Annotated in this window: 22 protein-coding genes, 1 pseudogene and 1 riboswitch; of the genes and pseudogenes, 1 reads left to right on the plus strand and 22 read right to left on the minus strand. The window is 50.2% G+C overall.

What is annotated here, in order from left to right; all coding sequences use genetic code 11:
• Positions 1-64: 64 nt before the first annotated feature.
• The 18 genes from HPT30_RS23495 to mscL all read right to left on the minus strand — a co-directional run bounded on the left by HPT30_RS23495 (position 65) and on the right by mscL (position 18,478).
• Positions 65-823, minus strand: a complete 759-nt coding sequence (locus HPT30_RS23495) for a pseudouridine synthase (RefSeq protein WP_175373731.1) — start codon at positions 821-823, stop codon at positions 65-67.
• A 20-nt stretch (positions 824-843) separates the two neighbouring features.
• Positions 844-1,188, minus strand: coding sequence for an N-acetylmuramoyl-L-alanine amidase (locus HPT30_RS23500; RefSeq protein WP_175373732.1), 345 nt, complete (start codon positions 1,186-1,188; stop codon positions 844-846).
• A gap of 773 nt (positions 1,189-1,961) precedes the next feature.
• Positions 1,962-2,495, minus strand: a complete 534-nt coding sequence (locus HPT30_RS23505; protein WP_312876362.1) for a spore maturation protein — start codon at positions 2,493-2,495, stop codon at positions 1,962-1,964.
• 7 nt (positions 2,496-2,502) lie between these two features.
• On the minus strand, positions 2,503-3,168 hold the full coding sequence (locus HPT30_RS23510; RefSeq protein WP_175373733.1) for a nucleoside recognition domain-containing protein: 666 nt from the start codon (positions 3,166-3,168) through the stop codon (positions 2,503-2,505).
• Between the two features lie 34 nt (positions 3,169-3,202).
• Entirely contained in the window at positions 3,203-4,405 is a 1,203-nt protein-coding gene (locus tag HPT30_RS23515; protein WP_175373734.1) for a D-alanyl-D-alanine carboxypeptidase family protein, read from the minus strand.
• Positions 4,406-4,624: 219 nt separating this feature from the next.
• On the minus strand, positions 4,625-5,098 hold the full coding sequence (ytfJ, locus tag HPT30_RS23520) for a GerW family sporulation protein (RefSeq protein WP_175373735.1): 474 nt from the start codon (positions 5,096-5,098) through the stop codon (positions 4,625-4,627).
• A 91-nt stretch (positions 5,099-5,189) separates the two neighbouring features.
• Positions 5,190-5,900, minus strand: a complete 711-nt coding sequence (locus HPT30_RS30725; protein WP_175373736.1) for a DUF2953 domain-containing protein — start codon at positions 5,898-5,900, stop codon at positions 5,190-5,192.
• A gap of 301 nt (positions 5,901-6,201) precedes the next feature.
• Positions 6,202-7,359, minus strand: a complete 1,158-nt coding sequence (locus HPT30_RS23530) for a cystathionine gamma-synthase (protein ID WP_175373737.1) — start codon at positions 7,357-7,359, stop codon at positions 6,202-6,204.
• Between the two features lie 23 nt (positions 7,360-7,382).
• Complete coding sequence (locus HPT30_RS23535) at positions 7,383-8,753, minus strand: pyridoxal-phosphate dependent enzyme (RefSeq protein WP_217622499.1); 1,371 nt, start codon at positions 8,751-8,753, stop codon at positions 7,383-7,385.
• 260 nt (positions 8,754-9,013) lie between these two features.
• Entirely contained in the window at positions 9,014-9,607 is a 594-nt protein-coding gene (scpB, locus tag HPT30_RS23540; protein WP_175373739.1) for an SMC-Scp complex subunit ScpB, read from the minus strand.
• Positions 9,576-10,367 carry a segregation and condensation protein A gene (locus HPT30_RS23545; RefSeq protein WP_175373740.1) on the minus strand — a complete coding sequence of 264 codons (792 nt, stop codon included), beginning with the start codon at positions 10,365-10,367 and terminating at the stop codon, positions 9,576-9,578. The genes scpB and HPT30_RS23545 overlap by 32 nt, the downstream gene beginning before the upstream one ends.
• A 134-nt stretch (positions 10,368-10,501) precedes the next feature.
• Entirely contained in the window at positions 10,502-10,969 is a 468-nt protein-coding gene (gene ribH / locus HPT30_RS23550; RefSeq protein ID WP_066365462.1) for a 6,7-dimethyl-8-ribityllumazine synthase, read from the minus strand.
• A 599-nt stretch (positions 10,970-11,568) separates the two neighbouring features.
• On the minus strand, positions 11,569-12,822 hold the full coding sequence (locus HPT30_RS23555; RefSeq protein WP_175373741.1) for a bifunctional 3,4-dihydroxy-2-butanone-4-phosphate synthase/GTP cyclohydrolase II: 1,254 nt from the start codon (positions 12,820-12,822) through the stop codon (positions 11,569-11,571).
• Between the two features lie 97 nt (positions 12,823-12,919).
• Positions 12,920-13,591, minus strand: coding sequence for a riboflavin synthase (locus HPT30_RS23560; protein WP_175373742.1), 672 nt, complete (start codon positions 13,589-13,591; stop codon positions 12,920-12,922).
• Between the two features lie 19 nt (positions 13,592-13,610).
• Positions 13,611-14,711: a bifunctional diaminohydroxyphosphoribosylaminopyrimidine deaminase/5-amino-6-(5-phosphoribosylamino)uracil reductase RibD gene (gene ribD, locus HPT30_RS23565; protein ID WP_175373810.1), complete on the minus strand. Its 1,101-nt coding sequence runs from the start codon at positions 14,709-14,711 to the stop codon at positions 13,611-13,613.
• Between the two features lie 238 nt (positions 14,712-14,949).
• Positions 14,950-15,109: riboswitch (FMN riboswitch) on the minus strand.
• Positions 15,110-15,290: 181 nt separating this feature from the next.
• The gene (locus tag HPT30_RS23570) at positions 15,291-16,310 is read right to left on the minus strand and encodes an ABC transporter substrate-binding protein (protein ID WP_175373743.1); all 1,020 of its coding nucleotides are present in this window, start codon (positions 16,308-16,310) and stop codon (positions 15,291-15,293) included.
• A 115-nt stretch (positions 16,311-16,425) separates the two neighbouring features.
• Entirely contained in the window at positions 16,426-17,991 is a 1,566-nt protein-coding gene (locus HPT30_RS23575; RefSeq protein WP_175373744.1) for a helix-turn-helix domain-containing protein, read from the minus strand.
• Between the two features lie 94 nt (positions 17,992-18,085).
• Positions 18,086-18,478, minus strand: coding sequence for a large conductance mechanosensitive channel protein MscL (gene mscL / locus HPT30_RS23580; protein WP_175373745.1), 393 nt, complete (start codon positions 18,476-18,478; stop codon positions 18,086-18,088).
• Between the two features lie 243 nt (positions 18,479-18,721).
• Here mscL and HPT30_RS23585 point away from each other — a divergent pair, with 243 nt between their 5' ends.
• Entirely contained in the window at positions 18,722-19,480 is a 759-nt protein-coding gene (locus HPT30_RS23585; protein ID WP_175373746.1) for a YwaF family protein, read from the plus strand.
• Between the two features lie 6 nt (positions 19,481-19,486).
• On the opposite strand, the gene HPT30_RS23590 is transcribed toward HPT30_RS23585, so the two are convergent.
• The 4 genes and pseudogenes from HPT30_RS23590 to HPT30_RS23605 form a co-directional block, all read right to left on the minus strand.
• On the minus strand, positions 19,487-19,882 hold the full coding sequence (locus tag HPT30_RS23590; RefSeq protein WP_175373747.1) for a nitrous oxide-stimulated promoter family protein: 396 nt from the start codon (positions 19,880-19,882) through the stop codon (positions 19,487-19,489).
• A gap of 169 nt (positions 19,883-20,051) precedes the next feature.
• Positions 20,052-20,483 (minus strand): peptidylprolyl isomerase, encoded by a 432-nt coding sequence (locus HPT30_RS23595; RefSeq protein ID WP_066363457.1) that lies wholly within the window; start codon positions 20,481-20,483, stop codon positions 20,052-20,054.
• A gap of 140 nt (positions 20,484-20,623) precedes the next feature.
• Positions 20,624-21,955 carry a diaminopimelate decarboxylase gene (gene lysA, locus HPT30_RS23600; protein WP_175373748.1) on the minus strand — a complete coding sequence of 444 codons (1,332 nt, stop codon included), beginning with the start codon at positions 21,953-21,955 and terminating at the stop codon, positions 20,624-20,626.
• 187 nt (positions 21,956-22,142) lie between these two features.
• Positions 22,143-23,774: pseudogene (locus HPT30_RS23605) on the minus strand (spore germination protein); the annotation flags it as partial.
• Positions 23,775-24,483 lie beyond the last annotated feature (709 nt).

Consider the following 24,483-nt stretch of genomic DNA (forward strand, 5'->3'; position numbering starts at 1 on the left):
TGTGAACATCCTATGAACATTATAACGAATATTGTCACAACTTTAGGGCGCCAAATTGTGAACTTTATGTGTCCTTGCGTGGTGTTTTTGACTTAAGCAATCCATTTTTGGCAATTTGCTGCAGATGATTGATTTCATCCTTAGTCAAATGGCGATAGGAGCCACGTTTGAGATTCTGCAGCAAAATATCTCCGAACGAAATCCGTTTCAAACGAATAACGGGATGAGAGACAGCCTCGAACATCCGGCGAACCTGACGGTTACGGCCTTCGTGGATTGTGATGCTGATTACCGCTTCCTTGTTGGCTTCATCGATATCCTTGTACTCCACCTCTGCCGGAGCTGTCATGCCATCCTCAAGCTTGATGCCCGCCTTGAGCTTGTCCAGCGCGCTGCCATGTGGTACACCCTTAACCGTGGCCAGGTACGTCTTGGGAACATGATGCTTCGGATGCGTCAGCAGATTGGCGAATTCGCCGTCATTGGTCAGCAGCAGCAATCCTTCCGTATCATAGTCCAGGCGGCCAACAGGGTATACCCGCTCGTTGATGCCCTTCAAATAATCCGTAACGACCTTACGGCCTTTAGGATCGGAAGCACTTGTGATTACGCCCTTGGGCTTGTTGAACATAATATAGATTTTATTCTCGCCCCGGATTTCTTTGCCGGAGACCTTGATAATATCTTGGGCGGGGTCCACCTTCGTACCCAGTGTGGTCACGAGTTCCCCGTTAACCTCTACTTTGCCGGCCAAAATCAATTCCTCGCATTTGCGTCTGGATGCAACGCCAGCTTGTGCCAAAACTTTCTGTAATCTTTCCATTTTCGACTAGTCACCTCAGACTAATGATAACCACCCGAGGGATAAATCACAAGTTCATTCCACGGAAAAAATGCACCAGGGCAAGAATTGCTGTGGGGTTCGATAAGAAGTGGGGTCATTCGGTAGCGCGAGGTCAGCTCCAGAATCAGTTTGCCTGTGGCAAACAGCTGGTCCTTTCTGCGCTGTGGCTCCGGCGCACTTTCAGCTGTACTGTAATCTCCCTCCAGACAGAGATGAATATAATTTGGATCGGTGAGCAGCGGGGCGGCATAAATGGATCCGTCTTGCCCGACCCAGAAATCGAAGCCTTTACCGTTAATTGACGGGCAGCGGGAATGGTGTAGAATAAAACCTTTGTACGTCATCAGCAGAATCTCTCCCTCCACACATTGCTGCAATAGCATATGCCCAGAAGTAGAGCTGGGTGACGAACTATCGGTTAATATCTTGTACTTTGCAAAAGGGGGAGATTACGGGTAGGGAGATACGGAGAGATGCGGACAGATACGGAGAGATACGGAGGACAGAGAACAAAAGCAAGATGTATTCATTTCATGAGACTTCCAGGGACTTATCGAGGACTGACCGAGGACTGACCGAGGACTGACCGAGGACTGACCGAGAACTGACCTGGGAACTGATGTAACGCGCACAATGTGGAGCTGACATACAAATTCAGTGAATCAGAAAACCCCAGTTTTCACTTGGTCTCTTGTGCGGCTACAGTTGCTATCCTCACCGTTTTCGTTCATGTAACGTTTCTTTTTCTAAAGTCTACTCAGCGTAAAAATAACGTCATTTTTGTACCTTAAATTGATGATTTTAGAGTGAAAAAGGGAATTAAGTGCATTATTGTACCTTATTTTCCTAAATAACAATAAAAAGGTGGTATACCTGAATAATTAACATACAAAAATGCCCTTAATGGGTCCCGCCCCTTTGTTGCCGCCGAACTAAGGTACAAAATTGCTCTTATTTTACGTATTCCCGAGGCTGGAAGCAACCCGACGCTGAGCGAGAGAGACCCTCCCATGTTGTTCAAAGAGTCTTACTGGAGACTCCAACTCTCCTGCCTATTACCATTCTGCTCGTACCTCGCTCGCCTCACCCTTTAGACCAATGCTGCTTTAATACCCCGTTATCCGAATAAGAGCAGGCAAATGGCAATGGCAGCCACGAAACCGACGACATCGGAGAAAAGGCCTACCTTGAGCGCGTAGCGGCCGTTGCGGACCCCGACGGCCCCGAAGTAGACGGTCAGCACGTACAGTGTGGTGTCCGTACTGCCCTGGATGGTGGAGGCAATCATGCCGATCAGCGAATCCGGGCCGTGTACACGGATCAGGTCGGTGGTGTAAGCCAGCGACCCGGTTCCGGTCAGCGGCCGCAGGAGACCTAGCGGCAGCACCTCCGACGGCACCCCCAGGCCCTGCATCAGGGGGGCCACGAAGCCCATCAGGTAATCGAGCGCTCCTGAAGCGCGGAATACACTGATGGCGACCATCATCCCGACCAGATGCGGGATGATGCCAATAGCGGTGCTGAAGCCGTCTTTGGCGCCTTCTACAAAAGATTCATAGACGGGGACTTTCCGCGAGAAGGCGTACAGCGGTATGAACGTGATCAGAACCGGAATCGCCCAGGCCGAGATAAGGCTGATAAAATGCAGCACGACACGTTCACCCTTTCAATGAGGAATGAGGAAGCGTTCTACTCCCGCTAATGGACTTATTCGTCCCTTGTGCAGGCGGTTTGGGGGGCTTGCGCATCAGCGTGAGCCGCCTGAACATTCGGTCAGCCATGATGGCGGCCAGAGTGGCTACCGCCGTAGCGGCAAGCGTCGTGCCGACGATCCCTGCCGGATCGGTCGAGCCATAGTTAAGCCGTATCGCAATCAGTGTCGCCGGGATCAGTGTGATGCTGGCCGTATTCAGGGCCAGCAAGGTACACATGGCCGGCGTGGCTGTGTCCTTATCAGGGTTGAGAGTTTGCAACTCCTGCATCGCCTTGATGCCCATCGGGGTCGCAGCATTACCAAGACCGAGCAGATTCGCGCTCATGTTGGAAAGAATATAGCCGATGGCCGGATGACCTTTGGGCACATCGGGAAACAAAAAGGCTACGACAGGGCCGAGCACCCTGGCGATTTTTTTCAATAATCCGGCGTCTTCTGCAATCCTCATAATGCCTAACCAGAACACCAGCACACTGATTAATCCGAAGCTTACAGTAACCCCGTTCTTCGCCCCGTCAAATACCGCTGCCGTAAATTCATCCATGCGGCCATTAACCGCCGCAAACAAAAAGCCAATGACGATCATCCCCAGCCAGATTCCGTTAATCATGGATAAGCCCTCCCTCTCCCACTTTCAGCTTCCCCTATTGGTGATGGATCCGGCCAAACAACGCTCGCAGCGCACTGCCAAGGGCTTGGAACCAGGTATGTGCCGGATACTCCGCTGCCATAGCCGAGTTGAATTTCTTCGCATATGGTGTCTGTTCGGGAGGAAGCGTGCCCGGCTGATAAACCGGAATCCGGCCAATCTCTTGGCCGCCCAATTGGAGAACCAACACACCTCGCAGTCCAAAATCCGTACTTCGAGCCGTTTTTGGGGACGCTGTTGCTGTTGAAGGCTCGTTCAGTATCAGCTTAGTGACCAGTCTTGCCTCTTCCCCCGGGCTGAATGGATACGCAAAATCCTGCCCAGTTACATATTCGTGCCCCTTGATCTTTTCTCCGCGTTCTACGACAGTTTTAAGCGGATAACGAGTGAAGCCAAAATCAAGCAGCGCCGCATGATCATTCCAGTCATTCCCATCGTTCAGTGTCACTGCGACGAGCTGCTGCCCGCCTCGAGTAGCGGAGCTGACTAAGCAACGCAGCGCTTTTTTCGTATACCCGGTCTTTACCCCATCCGCCCCTTCGTACAGACGCAGCATTTTATTTTTATTGAGCCACTTGTAGTCCCACTTCTCATAAGGATTATCTGCAGTCTTCACTTCTGTCTTAACGATCTGCTTGAAAACAGGATTATGCATCGCGTATGCTGTCAGCCTCGCCAGATCATTGGCACTGGAGTAATGCCCTTCGGCATCCAGTCCATGCGGATTGGCAAAATGGGAGCGCGTAAGCCCCAGCTCCTCCGCCTTGGTGTTCATCAGGTACACAAAACCTTCCTCTGAACCTCCCACATGCTCAGCAATAGCGGTCGCCGCATCGTTGCCGGAGCGCAGCATCAAGCCGTATAGCATATTTTCCAGAGTCATCTCTTCCCCGTTCTTCAGGAACAATGAAGACCCTTCCTTGGCAAAAGCGTTCTTGCCTACCTTCACCTTATCGCTTAATTTCCCGTTCTCTATGGCCACGATGGCCGTCATGATCTTCGTCAGGCTGGCAATTAGCATCGGCTCGTCGCCGCGGCTGCTATACAGAATACGTCCGGACTCTACATCTATCAGTGCCGCTGCCCTGGCATGTGTGGAAATGGAGCTGTTCTCCGCCTGGAGTGACGGCAGGGGCGCCAGAAGCGCCACAAGGCATATTATTAAAGCAACTGAGCATATACGGTTTATTGTCTTCATGTTTATCCTCCGGCTTCTTAGCGCTTATATAGTACAAGTGTATGCGGACAGGCGGGAAGGTATGTCCTTCAGCCCGGCTTATCCTTCTTTGAAAATCCTCATTGAAGCCCTCTCATCCTGCTTACATCTATCCTGATTCCAAAAAAAGGGACACCGCCGATAAGGCGATCTCCCTGATTCAGCCAAGCTTGATGTGAAGTCTTACAGCAGATGTGATATTTAATGGGTCGATGGCGTAGTGTCGCTCTTGGTTACGGTTTTTTCAGTTGTCGTCGTAGCGACAGAGGCGTTGTACTGGAACATGGACTGGATTTTGTCGATCAGCCCCGGGGTCGCATCGATGAGCTTCTCGAACAGATGGGTTTGATTATCCAGCGGAACAATATGCACGCCGCCCTTACCTACAACGAGAAAAGCAATCGGCCGGATGGATACCCCGCCACCGCTACCGCCTCCAAAAGGCAACAGCTTGACTCCCGCTTGAGATCCGGTCACACTGCCTGATGAGCCGTCGTCTTCGACACGGTAATCACTACCACCTGCGGCAAAGCCAAATGCTACCTTGCTGATAGGCAAAATTACACTACCGTCCGGTGTTTCTACTGCATCGCCTACAATCGTATTGACATCAACCATACCTTTGATATTTTCCATAGCAGTCTGCATTAGACCTTGAATGGGATGATCACTCATATTCTTGTCCTCCTTTGGCTTCTGGGAAAAGTCATTATTCTACAGCGATATCATCCCCATCATCGCCCGTTTGTATGTAAGCCGGTATCGTTCAGGAAGAATGATGCCCTTTAGCTGCACGTGATTTGCTAAGCAATGCCTTCCACTGCCGCAGACCTCCCGTTTCCTTGGAAATTCGGCGCAGTAGTCCTACCCCGGCATACAGCATATAAGCGATAGACACTTTTCCTGTACAGACCAATTCTGAAGAAAAGCTAAAGTTATCCTCGAAGACGGGTTTTACAAAAAGCCGCGGTCCTTGCTCCATCCTCATCCACTGCGACAGCCAGCCGGCTAAGCTCCATTTGAGGCCCCATAACGCGCCAGCAGCTGTAGCTGTCAATGCGGCATCCTCCAGCGAGAAATCCGTGGACCAGTCTAATTTTGTTATATGGACATGGGAGGCTGTTTTTTTGAACCATTTCTTAAAGTAGCGGGTCGCTTTCAGCATCTTTTTGATCGAGTCCAGCCAGTTGTCCACAGTCTCCTTATCGATATCCCCTTCTTTGTCCTGCTCACTTCTGACCGGCGCCAGACCGCTACGCTCCATCTTTACCCGTACCCCCCGCTCAATCCCCGCATAGATCACCTTGGGAAGCTCATAATGATACTTTAAAAGTCCAAATAGAGTCGTCACGTCGAACTCCACTCTGTCGTCCTTGCCCACCCTGCACAGCCGGAAATGAAAATGGAGGGAGGAGGACAGGATCATTACAATCACAAGAAGCAACAAGACAATGGGAACTACGATCCATAATGTCACAAATTAACCTCCAGGCATCCTTAATCATGGGAACTATTGGTTTAGTATGGGAAGGAAGGTTGGAAAAAATTCGGTGCAGCCCAAAAATATCATCTGTTCCAGCTAATCACAGCAAAAAGCACGGCTCATTCCAGCCCCGAAGGCTGAATAAACCGTGCGTCACGGGAAAGCAAAACGTCCAAATCGGAAGCTTACCCAGCCCCAGAACTTTATACGCCAACCCAACAGCCGCCGAAAACCCAAGCAAGCTTCTTCAACGTCACCCTTCCAGCATGTGAATTTTAAAGGTTCATTCTATTTGTCACACATGCTCAAGAGCCGCCTGCAGGTCAGCAATCAGATCATCCGTATCTTCAATGCCAACAGACAGGCGAATCAGGTTGTCGTAAATTCCGATTTGCTCCCTAGTCTCTTGGGGAATTGAAGCATGGGTCATGACAGCCGGGACTTCGATCAGGCTTTCGACACCGCCCAGGCTTTCCGCCAAGGTGAACAGTTGAGTCTGTTTAACGACTGTGGCTGCTTCCTTCGCTCCTCCTTTGACAAAAAAGGTCACCATCCCGCCGAAGCCGCGCATCTGTTCTTTAGCCGTCTCATGATACGGACTTGCCTTCAGTCCGGGATAAATCACCTTCTCGACCTTCGGATGACGCTCCAGAAATTCAGCAATGGCAAGGGCATTGCGGCAATGGGCCTCCATCCGTACCGATAGAGTCTTAATGCCTCTAAGCAGCAGAAAAGCATCAAACGGCGGGAGCGGGGAACCGGTAGCATTTTGCAAAAAACCAATCCGCTGTGCCACATCATCATTCTCTTTCGCCACAACGATACCTGCGATCACATCGGAATGCCCGTTCAAATATTTGGTTGCGGAATGTACAACAATGTCAAAGCCCAGCTTCAGCGGCTGCTGAAGGTAGGGGGAGGCAAACGTATTGTCGCATACGCTGATCAGTTTATGCTTGGCGGCAATCGCTGCAATTTTGCGCAAATTCACTATTTTCAGCAAGGGGTTCGTTGGTGTTTCCACCCAGATTAATCTGGTGTTGCTGCGAATGTGAGCCTCCACGGTCTCCGGCTCTGATAAATCAATGTAGGAAATGTCCAGCTCTAGTGCATCCTTTTTCACCTTGTCCAGCAGGCGGAAGGTACCTCCATACAGGTCATCGGTCACAATCAGATGCGAACCGCGTGGAAGGGTATCGAGGATCGCTGCTTCAGCGGCAAGTCCCGAAGTGAAGGCGAAACCAATCTCCCCTTCCTCCAGTGCAGCCACACATTTTTCCAATGCGGTTCTTGTGGGATTGCCGCTTCTGGAGTAGTCATAGCCTTTATGTTGTCCGGGTGCTTCTTGAGCGAAAGTGGACGTCGCATAGATTGGGGTAATTACCGCTCCGGTCGTAGGATCAGGCGCCTGCCCCGCATGGATCGCTCTGGTGGAAAATCCGAAATCGCTCATCTTGGATACCTCTCCTTTTTCCCTCAAGATAATTTGCGGCGCATATAATGAATGTAATCACTTTTGGTGATGACGCCATAAAACTCTCCTTCTTTTAAAACAATCACAAGCAGTCCTTTCTTCAGAAGAGAAATCACCTGAGCCAGGCTGTCTTTAACCGAGACGGAGGCAACATCAGTAGACATATACTGCCGGACCTCATCTTTGAGAGCGTATTCTTGACGACTTTCGGTAGCGGTCAGTATATCCCATTCATCAATAATGCCCACGACCTGCCCCTCCAGAAGCACCGGTATCTGCGAAATCTCATACAGACTCATTTTGGCATGCGCATTCAAAAGCGTATCCTCCGGCCCCACTGTAATCACTCTGCGTTCCGAATGTTGGCGGGTGACGAGATCTGCAATGCTCCCGTTCTGCTCCTTAGGTATCAGCCCCCGGTCAATCATCCAGAAATCATTGAACATCTTGGTAAGATACTTGTTTCCGCTGTCGCATACGAATGTAACGATATTCTTAGGTTCGCGCTGTTCCCTGGCATATTTTACAGCAGCGCTGATCAGTGTCCCTGTTGAGGAACCGCCCAGTATACCTTCATGACGCAGCAGAGTGCGGGCAGCCGTAAAACTTTCCTGATCAGAGACACTGTAGGCCTTGCTGATTAGCGATTGATCGAACTGTGGGGGGATGAAATCCTCTCCGATGCCCTCCACGAGCCAACTTCCGGGAGAAGACAGCGGATTGCCCTCTACAACGTCGGCAAGGATAGATCCTGCCGGATCGGCAAGCACAATTTCTAGTTCCGGCTTCACCTTGCGAAAATAGTTAGTCAGCCCCTTCAGCGTACCCGCCGAGCCGACACCGACAACGATGGCATCCACCTCCTGCCCCGTCTGTTGCCAAATCTCCGGCCCGGTTGTGAGTTCATGGGCTAGCGGATTGGCCGGATTATTGAACTGATTCACAAAATAACTCCCCGGCGTTTCCTGTGCGATCCGCTGCGCATAATCCTGATAGTACTCAGGATGTCCCTTCTCCACATCAGACCGGGTGAGAATGATCTCTGCTCCAAGTGCCCGCAGATGGTTTACTTTCTCTGTACTCATCTTGTCGGGGATGACCAGAATCAATTGATAACCCTTCGTTATCGCTGCGAGCGCCAGACCCAGCCCTGTATTGCCGGCCGTAGCTTCCACCAGAGTATCTCCGGGCTTAATCAGCCCCTGCTGCTCCGCATGATTGATCATTGCCAGGCCGATCCGGTCCTTAATCGATCCCCCTGGGTTTTGATTTTCCAGCTTGAGGAACAATCTTGAGGGCCCCACATCAAAACAGTGCACTTCAATCAACGGGGTATTGCCGATCAGGTCAATGGCAGTCGGTATATTCTGCATCCTCATCCATCCTTCACGGTTAATAATCATATAGAAATAGTATGCTTTCAGGTGATAAAGGTGCCTCAGGCGATACCTCGCATAATCGAAACAATTTAAAAGGACGATTGGTTCAAATTCAATACTACGCATATTGCGCGGCATGATGGACTGGTCAGAGCCTGACAACTGCTGCTTCCGCGCAAAAAAAACCGCCGCCCTAGTGGGCAACGGTATATTTGCAATCATGGTCGGCAACACAGAAACTGTGCAGCTGCCTATTACATTTCCTCGAAGGTCATTTGAGTGTCCAGCTTACTGAACAACAGTTGTGTCTCCTCTTCCAGAGTATCCGGACTCTCGAAGCTGGATGGTTCCGGCAATTCCTTCAGACTGGCCAGCCCAAAGCTGTCCAAGAAGGACTTTGTCGTGCCATACAGAATGGGCCGGCCCACGGCCTCAGCCCGTCCGACCTCATGAATGAGATCCTTGTTATTCAATGTATGAATCGCCCGTTCCGACTTCACGCCGCGGATCTCTTCAATCTCCACACGAGTGATTGGCTGACGATATGCCACAATCGCCAGCGTCTCCAGCGCTGCCTGGGACAAGGATGCACGGGACGGCGAGTAAGCCAGCCGCTCGAAGTATGGCGCATGAGCAGGCAGTGTGGCCAGACGGTAATTCCCGGCGATCTGCACGACCTGAAGGCCGCGTTCCTGTGTGCTGTAATCGTCCTTCAGCTCATCTAGCGCTCGTACGGTCAGATCCGGACGCTGCTCCGTAATCTCGGCAATTTGTCGCACAGACAAACCTTCATCCCCGGACAGAAAGAGCAAGCCCTCAATAACTGATTTCAGTTCCTTGTAGTTCATCTAATTGTTCCCCTCCTCTCCACTCCATCACGATGTCTTCGAACAATTTTTCTTGGTAGCAATAGATTGCCTTCATCTTCATTAACTCCAGAATCGCCAGAAATGTCACCACGATCTCATGCCGTGCCATCTCGTCGTCCAGCAGAGCCGAGAAGCGCAGCTTATGGCCCCGGCCACCCCGCCGCAGCGCATCAGACACATCCCGTATCCGATCCTTCACTGAAATCTCATCCCTTGTGATCCGTTGATAGGAAGATCGTCTGGCAGCTTTACTGAGCGCCTTGCGGAACGCCGCGATCAGGTCAGCGGTATGTAATCCCTTAAGCGGATGATCCTGCTGGGTCGGAACGAAAGGCCCCAGATCTTCCGGCTCCTTGGTGAAAATCAGACTCCGCTCGCTTTCCATATCCATCAATTGGACCGCAATGCTCTTGAACTTGCGGTATTCCACCAGCCGCTGTACGAGTTCGGCACGTGGATCAAGATCATCGTCCTCGTAGTACTCAAAGTCATCGATCTCGATGACTGGAGGCTTCGGCAGCAGCAGCTTGCTTTTAATAGACAACAAGGTCGCTGCCATAACGAGAAATTCGCTGGTAATGTCCAGTTCAAGCTCCTGCATGGTCTGCAGGTATTCCATGTACTGTTCGGTGATCTCGCTGACCGGAATGTCCTGGATGTCGATTTCCGCCTTATCAATCAAATGCAAGAGCAGATCCAGCGGACCTTCAAACGTTTCCAGCTTGTACAATACAGTCACGAGGCTTCCTCCCGCCAAAAAAAAGTAAAGTGCAGCGCCGCAAGGACGCTACACAAGTAGAAAGTTTCATATCATTCATGCTTTCTTCTTATACATATAAATAAGCACGATTTTAGTAGATTCGTCAATAGGTGTTATTTAAGCAGTTTGTTCAGATTCGCCATTTCAATAGCTGCCGTTGCAGCATCCCAGCCCTTGTTGCCCGCTTTCGTTCCGGAGCGCTCAATGGCCTGCTCGATATTTTCAGTCGTTACTACGCCGAAGATGGTTGGTACGCCTGTCTTGAGGTTGATCGCTGCCACACCCTTGGCCACTTCATTGCACACATAATCGTAGTGTGTTGTGGAGCCGCGAATTACTGTACCTAGCGTGATCACTGCATCATATTTGCCGCTTTCGGCCATTTTTTGGGCAATCAGTGGAATTTCGAACACCCCCGGAACCCAGGCAACATCCACTTCATCGTCAGCCACGCCATGGCGCTTGAAGGCATCCAGCGCACCGGACAGCAGCTTGCTGGTAATGAATTCATTAAAACGTCCTACAACGACTCCATATCTTAACCCCTCGGATACTAAATGTCCCTCAAAATAATTCGGCATATTGTTCATCAACCCTTCATTATATAGTTATTTGAAATTTAGTTATTTGAAATTTAGCAATAATTTTGGCAATTATGAATGAAACGATTTTAAGATTTGAATATTAGACTCGGTTATCACATAAGTCTCAATCGTCATTACGGTGAAAGGTTTGGGCTTCGGCCGCTGCTGTCTAGAGATTTCTTTCCATTGTACTGCTACTTACGGTTGAGTTTCAGAGACAGCTTAGCACATGCTTCCGAACCCGGTTTTCTTTGCTGCGGAAAAGGTGCAGCTCCCAATTAACGGCATTTTTGCACCTTATTTTCCTCGTTCTATGCCATTTCAGGAACTTAAGGGCATTTTTGTATGCTATTTTCGGTAAATGCACCGAAATAGGGACAGTTCGGAGGAATTAACATACAAATTTGCCGTTATTATCAATTAAGACCCTTTTATGTGCCGTTTAAGGTACATAAATGCTCTTATTTTAACTTGAGAGATGGCGCAATCCTCTCCATCATCCCTTTTCGCCTTTGTTTTTCCATTCATTCTTGCTTCTTTGCTTCAGTCGTGCTTCCTTCATTGATTCTTGCTTCGTTCGTCTATTTATCAACGGTTTAAGCTTTAGTGGTCTCGTTCTGTTCAATGTCGTCAAAAGAAAGCAGATGTCCAAGCTTAGCCTGCTTCGTGTGCAGGTAGTTTGTATTATCCTCATTCTCCGGCATCTGAATCGGCACACGCTCCACAATCTCCAGGCCATACCCCTCCAGCCCCTTAATCTTGCGCGGGTTGTTGGTGAGCAGCTTGATGCGTTGTAAACCGAGATCCTTCAGAATCTGGGCGCCGATGCCATAATCTCGCAGGTCTGCCGGAAAGCCGAGCTTCAGGTTGGCGTCAACGGTGTCGAGTCCTTCTTCCTGCAGCTTGTAGGCCTTCAGCTTATTGATCAGCCCAATGCCCCGGCCTTCCTGGCGCATGTAGAGCAGAACACCTCTGCCGGCGGCATCAATCTGACGCAATGCAGCTTCGAATTGCGGACCGCAATCGCAGCGGTGGGAATGGAAGACATCCCCCGTCAAACATTCGGAATGGACACGCACCAACACCGGCTCGTCACCGGAGATATCACCCTTGACCAGTGCAATATGCTCCTTATCATCGACTACATTGGAGTAGGCAATCGTCTGGAATTCACCGAAATCGGTTGGCATGCGCACCGCTACCTCGCGGGTAACGAGCTTCTCCTTCTCATTCCGGTAGTGAATAAGATCCTTGATGCTGATCAGTCTCAGATCATGCTTGCGGGCAATCTCAATGAGATCCGGCAGACGAGCCATAGTTCCGTCTTCCTTAATAATCTCGCAGATCACTCCAGCCGGATACGCACCGCTCATCTGGGCCAGATCTACAGCGGCCTCCGTGTGTCCAGAGCGACGCAGCACACCACCTTTTTTGGCTATCAGCGGGAACATATGACCCGGTCTGCGGAAATCGGATGGCTTCGCCTCCGGGTCCATAATTGCTTTAACTGTCATGGAGCGCTCCGCTGCGGAAATGCCAGTAGTCGTATCTTTATGGTCGATCGAGACCGTAAAGGCCGTACCGTGGAAATCCGTATTTTGACTGACCATCGGCTTCAAATCCAGCTCTTCCGCCCGTTCCGCCGTTATCGGCAGGCAGACCAGTCCGCGTCCCTCGGTAATCATGAAATTGATCACTTCAGGGGTTGCGCGTTCCGCCAGGGCGATGAAGTCCCCTTCATTTTCACGGTCCTCATCATCCACAACAATGACCACCTTGCCGCGCATCAAATCATAAATCGCAGATTCTATGGAATCCAGGACTACATCCTGCTTCGATTGTTCGCTCATGATTCTATCCTCCTCATCGTTTACAGAAGCTTCATTGCTCTGCATCACGTCATTGTGTAATAATCACGTCTTCGTTCCGCAATTACGTAATTTTGTCTCAAATAAATCCGTTGGCTGCCAGGAAATCGTGACTTATGCCGGAGCTGATATCCTCTGCTTCCTCTTCTCGTCCCGCAGATCCGTAACGCAACAGATGGTCCACATACTTGCCGAGCACATCACATTCGATGTTCACGCTATCTCCCGCCCGTTTATGCCCAAGCACCGTCTCGCCCAAGGTGTGCGGGATAACCGACACAGTGAATGATGATGTTCCTGCCGTGACTACTGTCAGACTGATGCCATCAATCGTGATAGAGCCCTTTGGAATGATGTATTTGTACAGCGACTTGCGGTCTGCTGCGATCTCAAACACTACTGCATTCTGGTCCCGCTTGATGCTTTTAAAGGTGCCCGTACCATCTACATGCCCCTGTACGATATGACCGCCAAATCGACCACCGGCTGCCATCGCCCGTTCCAGGTTGACCTTGCTGCCGATTCGCAGCTCCTTCAAATTGCTGTTCCGGAAAGTCTGTGGCATCACATCAGCTGTAAAATAATGATCCCCCAGCGTGGTTGCTGTAAGGCAGACCCCGTTAACCGCGATACTGTCGCCAATCTTCAGGTCATCCATAATCACGGAGGCCCCGATGTTCAGCACCATCATTTCACCACCAGTGGAGATGCCGCGCAGAACACCGACTTCCTCGATTAAACCTGTGAACATCACTATCCCTCCTCAGGCGTTAGCGTACCGGAGTACCGCTGATACAGACATTATCCCCGAGCACTTCTACTTCCAATCCCTCTAGCGTAATGGCTTCAGCCATCTTCTCCACACCCGGGAAAACGAAGGTGCCTTTGGCTTCTGCACCACCGCCCACAATCTTAGGAGCGAAGAACAGCACTACCCGATCTACCAAACCACTCTCCAGCATCGCACCGTTCAGGGTTCCGCCACCCTCCAGCAGAATGGAACCAATCTCCATCTCGCCAAGAGCCACCATAGCTGCTGATAGATCCACTCGCGGCCCTGTGCCACAAACCACAATCTGCACACCCGCTGCTTGCAGCACAGCCTTCTTCGCCGCGTCAGCCGAGCCTGTAGTCACGATAATTGTTGGGGCCAGCCCGTCGCTCACTACTGCAGCATCCAGTGGAATTCGCAAAGCCGAGTCAATAATGATCCGCACTGGATTGAAGCCAGGAACCGCCATACGCGTCGTGAGCGATGGATTATCAGCGATCACCGTGTTGACCCCAACCATAATGCCCTGGTGGCGATGGCGCAGGGTATGTACAATTTCCCGTGCAGCCTCACCAGAGATCCATTTGCTGTCACCTGTTTTAGTAGCAAGATTACCGTCCAGCGTGCTGGCACTCTTCAGCGTGACGAAGGGTTGTTTGGTCAAAATATACTTGATAAACTTCTCATTCAACCGAAGTGCCCGTTCGCGCAGCAAGCCCACTTCAACTTCAATACCATGATCACGCAGCATTTGAACACCTCGTCCTGCCACCTGCGGATTAGGGTCTTCACAAGCCACCACCACCCGTGCCACGCCTTCGTCAATAAGACGCTGACTGCAAGGAGGCGTAATGCCATAGTGGCTGCAAGGCTCCAGCGTAACGTAAGCAGTGCTTCCCGCCGCTTTTCCGGCCGCCATATTCAGTGCATGCACCTCAGCGTGGCCTGTCCCGCGTTGCAGATGCGTGCCCAGGCCAATCATGGCCCCGTCCTTCACCACAACACAGCCTACAACAGGATTGATTCCAGTCTGTCCTTGAGCGCGTTCTGCCATGTCCAGGGCAAGCGACATGTAAAACTCGTCGTTCATAATATCCATTTCTCTGTCCTCCGATCTGTAAGTTGCACTTCTTGTATGCAGCATCTGCTGCTTCATAACTAAAAAACCCACCTCAGACTCCAGGAGGAGACTAGATGGGTTGTTGAGAGTTAGTTTACTGAGAGCTTCAATAAAACTGTGCGCAAATAACCGTTATATAAACAACGGAATTGTGAAATAACGCACATGATATTAATGTACACTTCAGTACGCCTGCCCGTTAACGGACAAACGCCAATCTCTCCTTCTTCCATCCAGACTATACTGTCGGTCCCGGAATTGCACCGGGTCCACCGTCCGCGTTGTTGCGCGGTCCGGGTAGCGGACTAAGCACTGCAAGACTAACTTGCAGCAACATCACCGCCGGTAGGGAATTTCACCCTGCCCTGAAGGATTGATACCTTATTCATTTTGAAGTATCAAGCTGTTGCTTACAACAAAATTAACACTTACCCCTCCAAAATGCAAGTATAAATTGTACATTAGCTTATTTTTCGTAACTTTACAACTTTTTGATCCTCATATAGAAAAAACACCCGGCAAATGCCGGATGTCAGACACAAAACTTGTCCCCTTTACTTAACGATTGTCAGGACCCTTCTGAAGCATTTCGACCACCTTATCTACCTGAGCCTCAACGGCAATAGGGTCATAAGGCCAGAAGAAGTCCGGATCGAGAAAGAAAACACGGTTATTCTTCACGGCATCCAGTGATTTCCACACTGGATTGTCAGGATCAAACTTTGCGTCCCCAGAGACATCAAAGAAAATATAGTCACCAGCGTACTCCGGCATTTTTTCCAGTGAAATGTCCATGGCATCCCTGTCCTTGTCGATCATATCCTTCTTCACGGATGCTGGGGGCGTCAGACCGAGCTGCTGATAAATGGCTTGTCCACCTCTGTTGACTCCATCGCCATAGACATAATACTCCTTCCCGAACGCCCCCAGAATGGAATACGTTTGGTCAGGCTTCACAATATCTTTGATGGCTTCACGAGCCTTCCCCACCTTCCCGTCAAACTGGGTTAGCCACTCCTCTGCTTCTTTTTCCTTGCCCAGGATCTTGCCGAAGGCAGTCATTTCAGTATGTACATTGTCAAAGGTACCGTATGGAAAAACAACTGTCGGTGCAATTTTACTGTACTGCTCATTGAGCTTCTGATCCCCGCCTACGGTGACGATCAGATCGGGCTGCAAGGCTAATATTTTCTCAACCGACTCGCCGGTAATCTGTCCGATATCGTCAATGCCTGATACCATATCCGGCTTCAAATGAGGACTTTCTAACTCCCAGTAAGGCGCACCGACAGGTTTCACCCCGAACACCAGGAAGTTAGCAAGATAACCTTGTGTCACGATCCTCTGGGGGTGGGCAGGAATTTCAACATCACCGTTTATGGTGTTGATAATCTGAGTGTCCCCCTGTCCTTCAGCAACTGCGGATGTGGACTCCTCCACTGCCTTGGTACTGTCAGATGGTGGCGTGTTCGCCGCCGTCTCCTGGGTCTGGACGGTGTTCCCTCCGCACCCTGCGAGCAACAGAGCCAGAATCACGACGCCCACAATCAGGCGAAAGCTTATTAAGCGTTGGCGCATATGACCTCTCCTTTTTTCGATAATGATTATCTTTCTCAATAACTTCTTAATCATCTTATTCATTCTCCGCTATTTCGTCCATTTCGCAATGTGACCAATTGTCCATGGACAATTGTCACTCTCCGGTGAGCCAGTCCACTTGGATTTGTAATTGTCTCTCCAGTGCCAAGCCGTCACTGCACCAGAACTCTTCCAGCGCCAACGGATAAATTCTGCGCCTGCTCCCTCTAGTTGCTATCTCCCAAGCAGGGTACTCCTCAAGCAAATTCTCGGCAGTATAGCCTCCGCTTAAACCATCCACAACGACAAACATGTGATCGGCCGTATAATCGGGCAAATCTTCGAGGATAATCTCCAGATGTTCCCCAGGCTTCAGAACCTCCTGCCTGATCCGCTCCGGCGGTGTTAATTGCAGAGCACTGTACAGATTATAGGTACCTCTGCTCGTAACATTCCAGATCCACACCCTATCTTCACCACGCAGTTCATACAGACCAACAGTCTCACCACTCTCAATCAAACCTGATAAACGCCCTTTACCTGCTTCAACCTGTTCATGGTAACGCCCGATCCACTGCTCCGCCTCCTCTTCTCTGCCAATGATACGCCCTACAAGACGTAGCTCTTCCAGCCGATCGAGCTTATCCCAAGGCAACGTCATCACAGGCCCAATCTGCTCGTACCTCTCCAGCCTGCCACGGGAGTGAAAGATATACTGCGGTGCAAGAACCAGATCAATATTCAGCTCATGCAACCGTCCCCACTCCTCGCCATTTTCCAGGTTCAATGTGCCGACGAGTTCATCCCGAAGCAGCTGCGACGTCTCCCATGGCACTTGACTGGCTGCCACAGGCTTTACTCCCAGTGCGAGCAGATGTCCGGTGAACTGGATCGCAGCGATCCGCTGCGGCTTCGGTGCAGCACGGAACGCATTTGGAGAGAGGCCTACGGTCTGCTTGAACTTGCGGCTGAGGTAGAGACCGTCAGAATAGCCAATCCGCTGAGAGATATCGTTCAAGGTCAAGGCTTCAGTGCATAGATATTCCTTAGCTTTATTAATCCGAACCTTGGTTACATGCTCAGTGAAGCTTCTACCGATATATTTCTGAAACAGCCGGGAAAAGGTGCCTTCGTGAAATCCGGCCATCTGCGCCATAGACGCACGAGTAAGCGGAGTATGAAAATGCTCATTGATGTACCGCACAGCTTCCTGCATCGTCTCTCCAGTGGAAAAATCACGCCGTATCTCAATCCGTTGCAGCACTTGCCGGAGTAATTCTCCAAGCACCCAGTCTTTTTCCGCTTGCTCCATGCGGTTCGCTGGATTCATCAGTTTCTGAAATAACTGCCAGCCCTTTGGAGACAACTGATCAGCCACATAACCCACTTCCGGAAGCTTGTCATGGCTGCGCATGTACACCAAGGTTTCTTCCGTATGTTCTACCAGACGATAACACTCAAAGGAAATCACTTTCAGCACCTTGGATTCCTTGTTCTCTCTGCGAATCACCGCAGAAATATTCTCTCGCAATAGCAGTACGCTGCCCTTGTGAAGCTCAAAGCTCTGTGCCTCAAAAGAAATGACGGCTTCACACTCACTAACCAACAGCAGAGGTAACTTCGTCCTAATTTCCATCCATGACCGCTCAGACTCCCACTCCCAGATTTCTGCTTTCCTCATGACATCCATGCTTGAATTCCTTTCCAGAAAACTCGTATTTAAAAAACAAGCACCGAGGAGTTTACCCTCGGCGCTTGTCCTATGTAAGTGCAACTTACACACCACGTTCCTGCCGCTTCAGCAAGTCGCGAATTTCCGTGAGCAGTGCCACCTCGGGAGCCGGTTCCGGGGTTTCGGCAACCTCCGCCTTAACCGCTTCCTTCTTCTTGAACTTGCTGGCCAGCTTAATAGCCATAAAGATCGAGAATGCAATAATGAAAAAATCCACCACGGTCTGCAGAAACACCCCGTATTTCAAAATAGCATTCCCATAGGTAAAGGTCAGGTCGCTTAAGTTGATACCACCAATTATCAAGCCGATAATAGGCATAATGATGTCTTCCACCAAGGAGGAGACAATCTTCCCGAACGCTGCACCGATAATGACAGCGACCGCAAGATCGAGCACATTTCCTTTCAGGGCAAAGCTTTTAAATTCTTTCCACATTTCTAAACCCTCCCCAAAGCTTGGAATTTTAAAACATTATAGCATCACTTTTACCGACACTCCAAAGAATTTTCAGAAACTGTCGGCTTACTGCTGTAAGTCTTGTGGCAGGACAAACTTCTATATCTGACTGAAAATGAGAATAATTGCATAATCCTCTTCCTACAACTCCCGGAAATCAGCTATGATGAATCCATAATAGATTACCTTTCTAGAAAAAAACTTCGTCTTAAGGAGCTGCCTATGAGCTATTCCTCTTTCTTTGGACGCAGCCGCGATGCCGACTTCTCCATGTTTTCAGCCTCACATTGGATCGCTCTGGCATCGGTGCTCGTTGTTTGCCTGCTGCTGTTCGGATGCAGATTTGCTCTGCGCACCCGGAGACGGCTGCGCCTGTCCGTTCGTCTGCTGCTTGCCGTTATTCTGCTCTCCTCTGAGGCTGGGCTTCAGTGGTGGTATATCTCGCAGGGAATCTGGAAAACGGACTCCTCGCTGCCTCTGGAGCTATGTGGGCTTACTGTGCTGTTGTCAGCTATCATGCTGCTTACCCGCAGCCGGATACTATACGCCTTTCTTTATTTTGCCGGAATCGGCGGCGCGTCAATTGCTCTGCTGACACCTAACCTGGTATATCCTTTCCCGCACTTCCGTTTCCTATTATTCTTCATCTCACATGGGGCTATCATTCTCGCCTCTTTGTATATGACCTGGGTTGAGGGGTTCAAGCCAAGCTGGAAATCCCTTGCCTTCACGATGCTCAGCCTGAATCTTACTGCTGCCTGCGTTTGGGTTGCTAATTCTATGCTGGGTTCCAACTACATGTTCCTTATGCGAAAGCCAAGCACGTATTCCGTTCTGGATTACTTTGGGCCGTATCCTTATTATCTGCTGGTGGAAGAACTCTTCGCGTTCGTTGTGTTTCTGTGTATGTACTTAGCGTTCTTTTGGCTGCCGGAGCGAGTAAGGTCCCGCAACCAACGTATGAATCGTCTTCCCTACTGAGTCGTGTCAGGAAGGCCGGGAAGTCAGTCCATCGAGCATATGCCGCAAGGTGGTTAGCGGATGGCTCCAGATCATACGCGGACCGGCGTAGCGCATGACAGTCTTGATCTCACTGCGCCGGTCCGGCTTATAGCAGTGCACCGGGCAGCGCCCGCAGGTGGTCTTATTTTCACCGAAACGGCAGTGTTCAAGCCGCTTCCAAGCGTAGGCCAGAAGCTCTCCGCATTCCACGCATACTCCTTGTTCCTCCACCTTTGCCTTGGTATGACCGGCTCCCAAATGTCCATGTCCTTTGCAGTATTTTACAATCATGATCCTTACTGTAGTTTTTTCCCTGCCAATTCTGGGCCCAACATTAAGCGTCCGGGCTTGTCTTTTACTTGTCGTCGGTTCTGTAGACATGCCACACATTCCTCCGTCACTTTTCCATAAGTTTACAATGAGAAGTCACACTGTTCAATACTCTTTCTAGAGAACAGGTACATTTATGCGCAAAAAAGCCTGATCCACGGCGGATCAGGCTTTAACGCTTCAGGCGGCTGCTGAACGCAGGCCTAAATTCACAAATATATTACGCTTCGATGATTTCCACGGAAGTCATTTTGTCGCGGCCTTTGAAAGTATCTACAAGATCCATACCTTCAACAACTTTACCAAATACGGTGTGTACGCCGTCCAGGTGTGGTTGTGGAGCGTAGCAGATGTAGAACTGGCTTCCGCCGGTGTTCTTGCCAGCATGCGCCATAGCAAGTGTACCGCGCTCATGCTTGTTAGGGTTGATCTCACAGTTGATAGTGTAGCCAGGGCCACCTGCGCCTGTTCCGTTCGGACAACCGCCTTGTGCTACGAAGCCAGGGATAACACGGTGGAATACCAGACCGTTGTAGAAGCCGTCGTTTGCCAGCTTTTCAAAGTTGGCTACAGTGTTCGGAGCATCTTGATCGAACAGATCGATCAGGACTACGCCGCCGTTTTCAAGAGTAATTTTCGCTTGCTTTGCCATATGTAAATGACCCCTTTCAAAATTCCAAATGGTAAACACTTTTCTTAGTTTACTATGAAATCACACACAAAGCAAAACAAGCGGAGACTCGCCCGCCTGTTCTGCTTTGCATGTTATTCAGCTCGCTCCAAACTCTTCTGTTACTTCGCAACCGCCTGTTTGGCAATACGTTCAGGCACAACATCATTAACGATAATGTCCTGGTAGCTCTCACGGCGTACGACCAGATCACTCTGACCATTTTGCACGAAGACCATTGCCGGACGACGAATCCGGTTGTAGTTGCTGGCCATGGAATAGTTATATGCACCAGTGGAAGCTACAGCCAGCAGATCACCGCTCTCAGCCTTAGGCAGCTCAACATCCCAGATCAGCATATCGCCACTCTCGCAGCATTTACCCGCGATGGAGACCTTCTCTGTCGCCGGATCATTGGCACGGTTAGCGAGCATTGCCTCATACTTGGATTGATACAGAGCAGGACGCGGATTATCAGTCATACCACCGTCAACCGCAAGGTACTTGCGAACGCCGGGAATATCCTTCTCCGTACCCACGGTGTACAACGTAGTACCCGCTTCAGCCACGATGCTGCGGCCCGGTTCTGCCCAGATCTCTGGCAGGGAGCTGTAGATTCCTGTAAAGTAAGTCTTCACCGCATCGGTGATGGCTTTCACATAATCTGACACTTGCAGCGGGGTATCTCCTTCGACATAACGAATACCAAAGCCCCCACCCAGATTCACAACCTTGAATTCTACATCCAGTCCTTCTTTGACGGTGCGGGCAAAGTCCGCTACACGCTCAACAGCAAGCTGGAAGCCTTCGGTCTCGAAAATCTGTGAGCCGATATGCGAATGCACACCCAGCAGATTCAGGTTTGTCTTGTCGTTTGTAACTTTAACAGCTTCATAAGCTGCACCGTTGCCGATGTCAAAGCCAAACTTGGAGTCGGTCTGACCTGTAGCGGTATATTCATGGGTATGCGCTTCAACACCTGGAGTCACACGCAGCAGAACGTTAACGGTAACTTCCTTGCGTGCTGCAATAGCTTGCAGGAGATTCAATTCAACGAGATTGTCAGCCACGAAGCAGCCGATCTTGGCATCAATCGCCATTTCGATTTCTTCAGAAGTCTTGTTGTTGCCATGGAAGTGGATACGCTCTGCAGGGAATCCTGCTTGCAACGCTGTGTAAAGCTCACCATCCGATACCACGTCAAGAGACATGCCTTCTTCGTCAGCCAAGCGTACCATAGCCATGATGGACAAAGCCTTGCTCGCATAAGCTACCTGAAAACCAAGTCCAGATGCCTTGTAAGCCTCCATATATTCGCGGCAGCGGCGACGGACTAGCTGCTCGTCCATTATATATAGCGGTGTTCCATACTCCGCTTTCAAATCCGTTACATCACATCCACCAATCTCCAAATGACCCGCATCGTTAATCCGGCTCGTCCCGTGTAAAAACATTCTCAGTCCTCCAGTTTCTATGGAATACGCATTCCATCTGTCTATTGTATGCTCAGGGTCCCCGCAACGTCCCTTCTCTTAAGCTTCGGACAAAAATCCACATTGTGGGGGCTGGTTAGTATATTCAGTATACCAGACAGAAGGAACTACATAGAATGGACTAATTTGCAGTTGATTTGTATTATCCTTATGTTTGTTGTTCGTTGTCCTGTACAGGCGGCATTCTTGTATTATCCCTGGTTTTATTGAAAGAAGGCCTTGTTTTCGAATTCAGAACAGGTTGACGAAGCAGAATTTCCCCCATAGCCTTTGCATTAAAAGGTATAAAAGGCCACAAATATGGAGAGTTGTAAGATCGGTGTATTGTCAACAACACAATTAGAAGTGTAGTCCCAATCATAAAGCCAGGCACCTGAAATGCAGCCACCGCGATCAGGAGTACAAGCCTGATAATCCGGTTCGCAAGTCCAAGCTCATAGCTCGGTGTAGCGAACATCCCGATGGAAGCCACTGCCATATATAGCACTACCTCGTTAACGAATAGCCCTGTCTTCACCGCAATGTCGCCAACCAGAATAGCAGCGATCAGGCCCATCGCCGAGCCTAAAGGTGTCGGTGTGTGCACCGCTGCCATCCGCAGCAGATCCACCCCAAGCTCCACAATCAGAAACTGGGCCAGCAAGGGAATCTTGGCCATTTTTTGTGGTCCAATAAAGTCCAACATGGGCGGCTTCAGCTCGGGATGGATAACCAGTAGCAACCACAGCGGCAGCAGAAACATCGAAGCGAAAATTCCAAGGAACCGGACCCACCGTAGGTAACTGCCCATAAAAGGGGTTTGACGGTTCTCCTCCGCATGCTGGCAAAGATCGAAGAAGGTCGTTGGGAGCACCATTACACTGGGAGAGGTATCTACAAAAATGACCACCCGACCCTCCAGCAAATGGGAGGATACATTATCCGGTCTCTCCGAGTAACGGACCAACGGATAGGGGTTCCAGCCCCCGTCCACGATTGCCTCTTCCAACTGTTTATCGGCAAGAGGGATACCATCAATATCCACACTAGTGATTTTATCCGTAACTGACTTCACTAGCGCCTTGTCTACGATATCGTCGATATAAGCTACACAGACATCAGTTCGCGTCCGGCGGCCGACCTGATGCATCTCAAATTTCAGGCCGGGATCACGCAGCCTCCGTCTGACTAGTGCAATATTGCTAAGCAGGGTCTCTGTAAATCCGTCTCGCGCACCACGCACCACCCGCTCAATGGAAGGCTCCTCCGGATTTCGGCTGGGGTAGCTCCGGGTATCCATCACGATAACCTGGGTCTCCCCCTCGATGAACAGTGCGCTCATGCCTGACATTACCTTATTGATAGTTTCGCTAAGCAGTTCTCCCTTTTCCACTTGTATGTGAGGAATATAGAGGTCCATGAAACTGACTAGCACATCCGTCGACAAGTGTTCAGGAGTAAGATAGGTCAACCGCTTCAGGATTTCATCCAATATGTTATCTTTGGCAAATCCGCTGATACAGAACAGGGCAGCATTAGCGCCCCCAAACTTCATCTCCCTGAAAACAATATCAAAGGAAGACCCCAGTCCTATAACCTCTGTCAGTGTATCTTTAATGCTTTCGAGCGTATCCGGGATATCATCATTTCCCTGCCAGTAAACCACAGACTCCTCCAGGGAATCAGAGCGTTCGTTCTGGCGTTTTAGTTGCAGGGGATCCTGCTCTTTAGCTTGAGCTTGATCCTGACCCTTAGCTTGAGCTTGATCCGCACTTTTCCCTTTCTTGCCAGAAGCCCTATCCTTTACGGAATTCGATTTCTGTGGACCCTGCCTACCCTGCCCGTTTCCAGCCGTATCTACTTTCTGCTGTTGATCGTTCTGGGCAGATTCCTGGTGCTGATTGCTAGCTGCCTGTTGCTGGTCTTTCTCCTGTTGACCTGTCTCCTGCTGATCCTGCTCCTGTTGCCCTTGCTCTTGTTGACTTTGCTGTGCTTTACTTTGCTTGCCTTGATCCTTCTGCACCTGACCACTCGAAGCGGCGACTTGTTGTTGTTCTCGCGGATCTTGCGACTGTCCGCCGCTTCCGTCATCTCCGCCTTGGCCGTCTTGATCGGAATCCTCTTCATCATCCGCGAAGAATCCGAAAAGTCTGGCGAACAGCCCTTTGCCCCCGTTCTCCTGGTCCTGCTCCTGATCTCCTAGCTCACCGGAGACCTCTACATCCTGTGAGCTTCCTGCACTGTTACTTCCACTGCTACCATTACTGTCACTACTGCTATTACTGTCATTACTGCCATTTGGATTAGTGTCTACCTCTTGTTCCTCACTTTGTTCAGAGGAAGACCCAGGCTCTGCCGTCTTTGAATCCTTACCGGATGTCTGAGAACCCGTCTGCTGCTCCTCCGAAGAATTTTGGGAGCCAGAGCCACCAAAGTCACTACCTGCAGTCTGGCCTTGCTCCTCGCCGCCGTTGTTCCCGTTAATCCATGCCGGGTTTACTCGGGAAGCC

Source organism: Paenibacillus agri (genome assembly GCF_013359945.1).
Classification (GTDB): Bacteria; Bacillota; Bacilli; order Paenibacillales; family Paenibacillaceae; genus Paenibacillus_AQ; species Paenibacillus_AQ agri.

Coding starts and splice junctions, on each gene's coding strand:
- HPT30_RS23585 (WP_175373746.1), top strand. CDS start 18,722: ATGAGCTATTCCTCTTTCTTTGGACGCAGCCGCGATGCCGACTTCTCC.
- HPT30_RS23500 (WP_175373732.1), bottom strand. CDS start 1,188: ATGACGTACAAAGGTTTTATTCTACACCATTCCCGCTGCCCGTCAATT.
- lysA (WP_175373748.1), bottom strand. CDS start 21,955: ATGTTTTTACACGGGACGAGCCGGATTAACGATGCGGGTCATTTGGAG.
- ytfJ (WP_175373735.1), bottom strand. CDS start 5,098: ATGAGTGATCATCCCATTCAAGGTCTAATGCAGACTGCTATGGAAAAT.
- HPT30_RS23530 (WP_175373737.1), bottom strand. CDS start 7,359: ATGAGCGATTTCGGATTTTCCACCAGAGCGATCCATGCGGGGCAGGCG.
- HPT30_RS23575 (WP_175373744.1), bottom strand. CDS start 17,991: ATGAGGAAAGCAGAAATCTGGGAGTGGGAGTCTGAGCGGTCATGGATG.
- scpB (WP_175373739.1), bottom strand. CDS start 9,607: ATGAACTACAAGGAACTGAAATCAGTTATTGAGGGCTTGCTCTTTCTG.
- HPT30_RS23595 (WP_066363457.1), bottom strand. CDS start 20,483: ATGGCAAAGCAAGCGAAAATTACTCTTGAAAACGGCGGCGTAGTCCTG.
- ribH (WP_066365462.1), bottom strand. CDS start 10,969: ATGCCGAATTATTTTGAGGGACATTTAGTATCCGAGGGGTTAAGATAT.
- HPT30_RS23560 (WP_175373742.1), bottom strand. CDS start 13,591: ATGTTCACAGGTTTAATCGAGGAAGTCGGTGTTCTGCGCGGCATCTCC.
- mscL (WP_175373745.1), bottom strand. CDS start 18,478: ATGTGGAAAGAATTTAAAAGCTTTGCCCTGAAAGGAAATGTGCTCGAT.
- HPT30_RS23555 (WP_175373741.1), bottom strand. CDS start 12,822: ATGAGCGAACAATCGAAGCAGGATGTAGTCCTGGATTCCATAGAATCT.
- HPT30_RS23590 (WP_175373747.1), bottom strand. CDS start 19,882: ATGTCTACAGAACCGACGACAAGTAAAAGACAAGCCCGGACGCTTAAT.
- HPT30_RS23515 (WP_175373734.1), bottom strand. CDS start 4,405: ATGAAGACAATAAACCGTATATGCTCAGTTGCTTTAATAATATGCCTT.
- HPT30_RS23495 (WP_175373731.1), bottom strand. CDS start 823: ATGGAAAGATTACAGAAAGTTTTGGCACAAGCTGGCGTTGCATCCAGA.
- ribD (WP_175373810.1), bottom strand. CDS start 14,711: ATGGATATTATGAACGACGAGTTTTACATGTCGCTTGCCCTGGACATG.
- HPT30_RS23510 (WP_175373733.1), bottom strand. CDS start 3,168: ATGATTAACGGAATCTGGCTGGGGATGATCGTCATTGGCTTTTTGTTT.
- HPT30_RS23570 (WP_175373743.1), bottom strand. CDS start 16,310: ATGCGCCAACGCTTAATAAGCTTTCGCCTGATTGTGGGCGTCGTGATT.
- HPT30_RS23535 (WP_217622499.1), bottom strand. CDS start 8,753: ATGCAGAATATACCGACTGCCATTGACCTGATCGGCAATACCCCGTTG.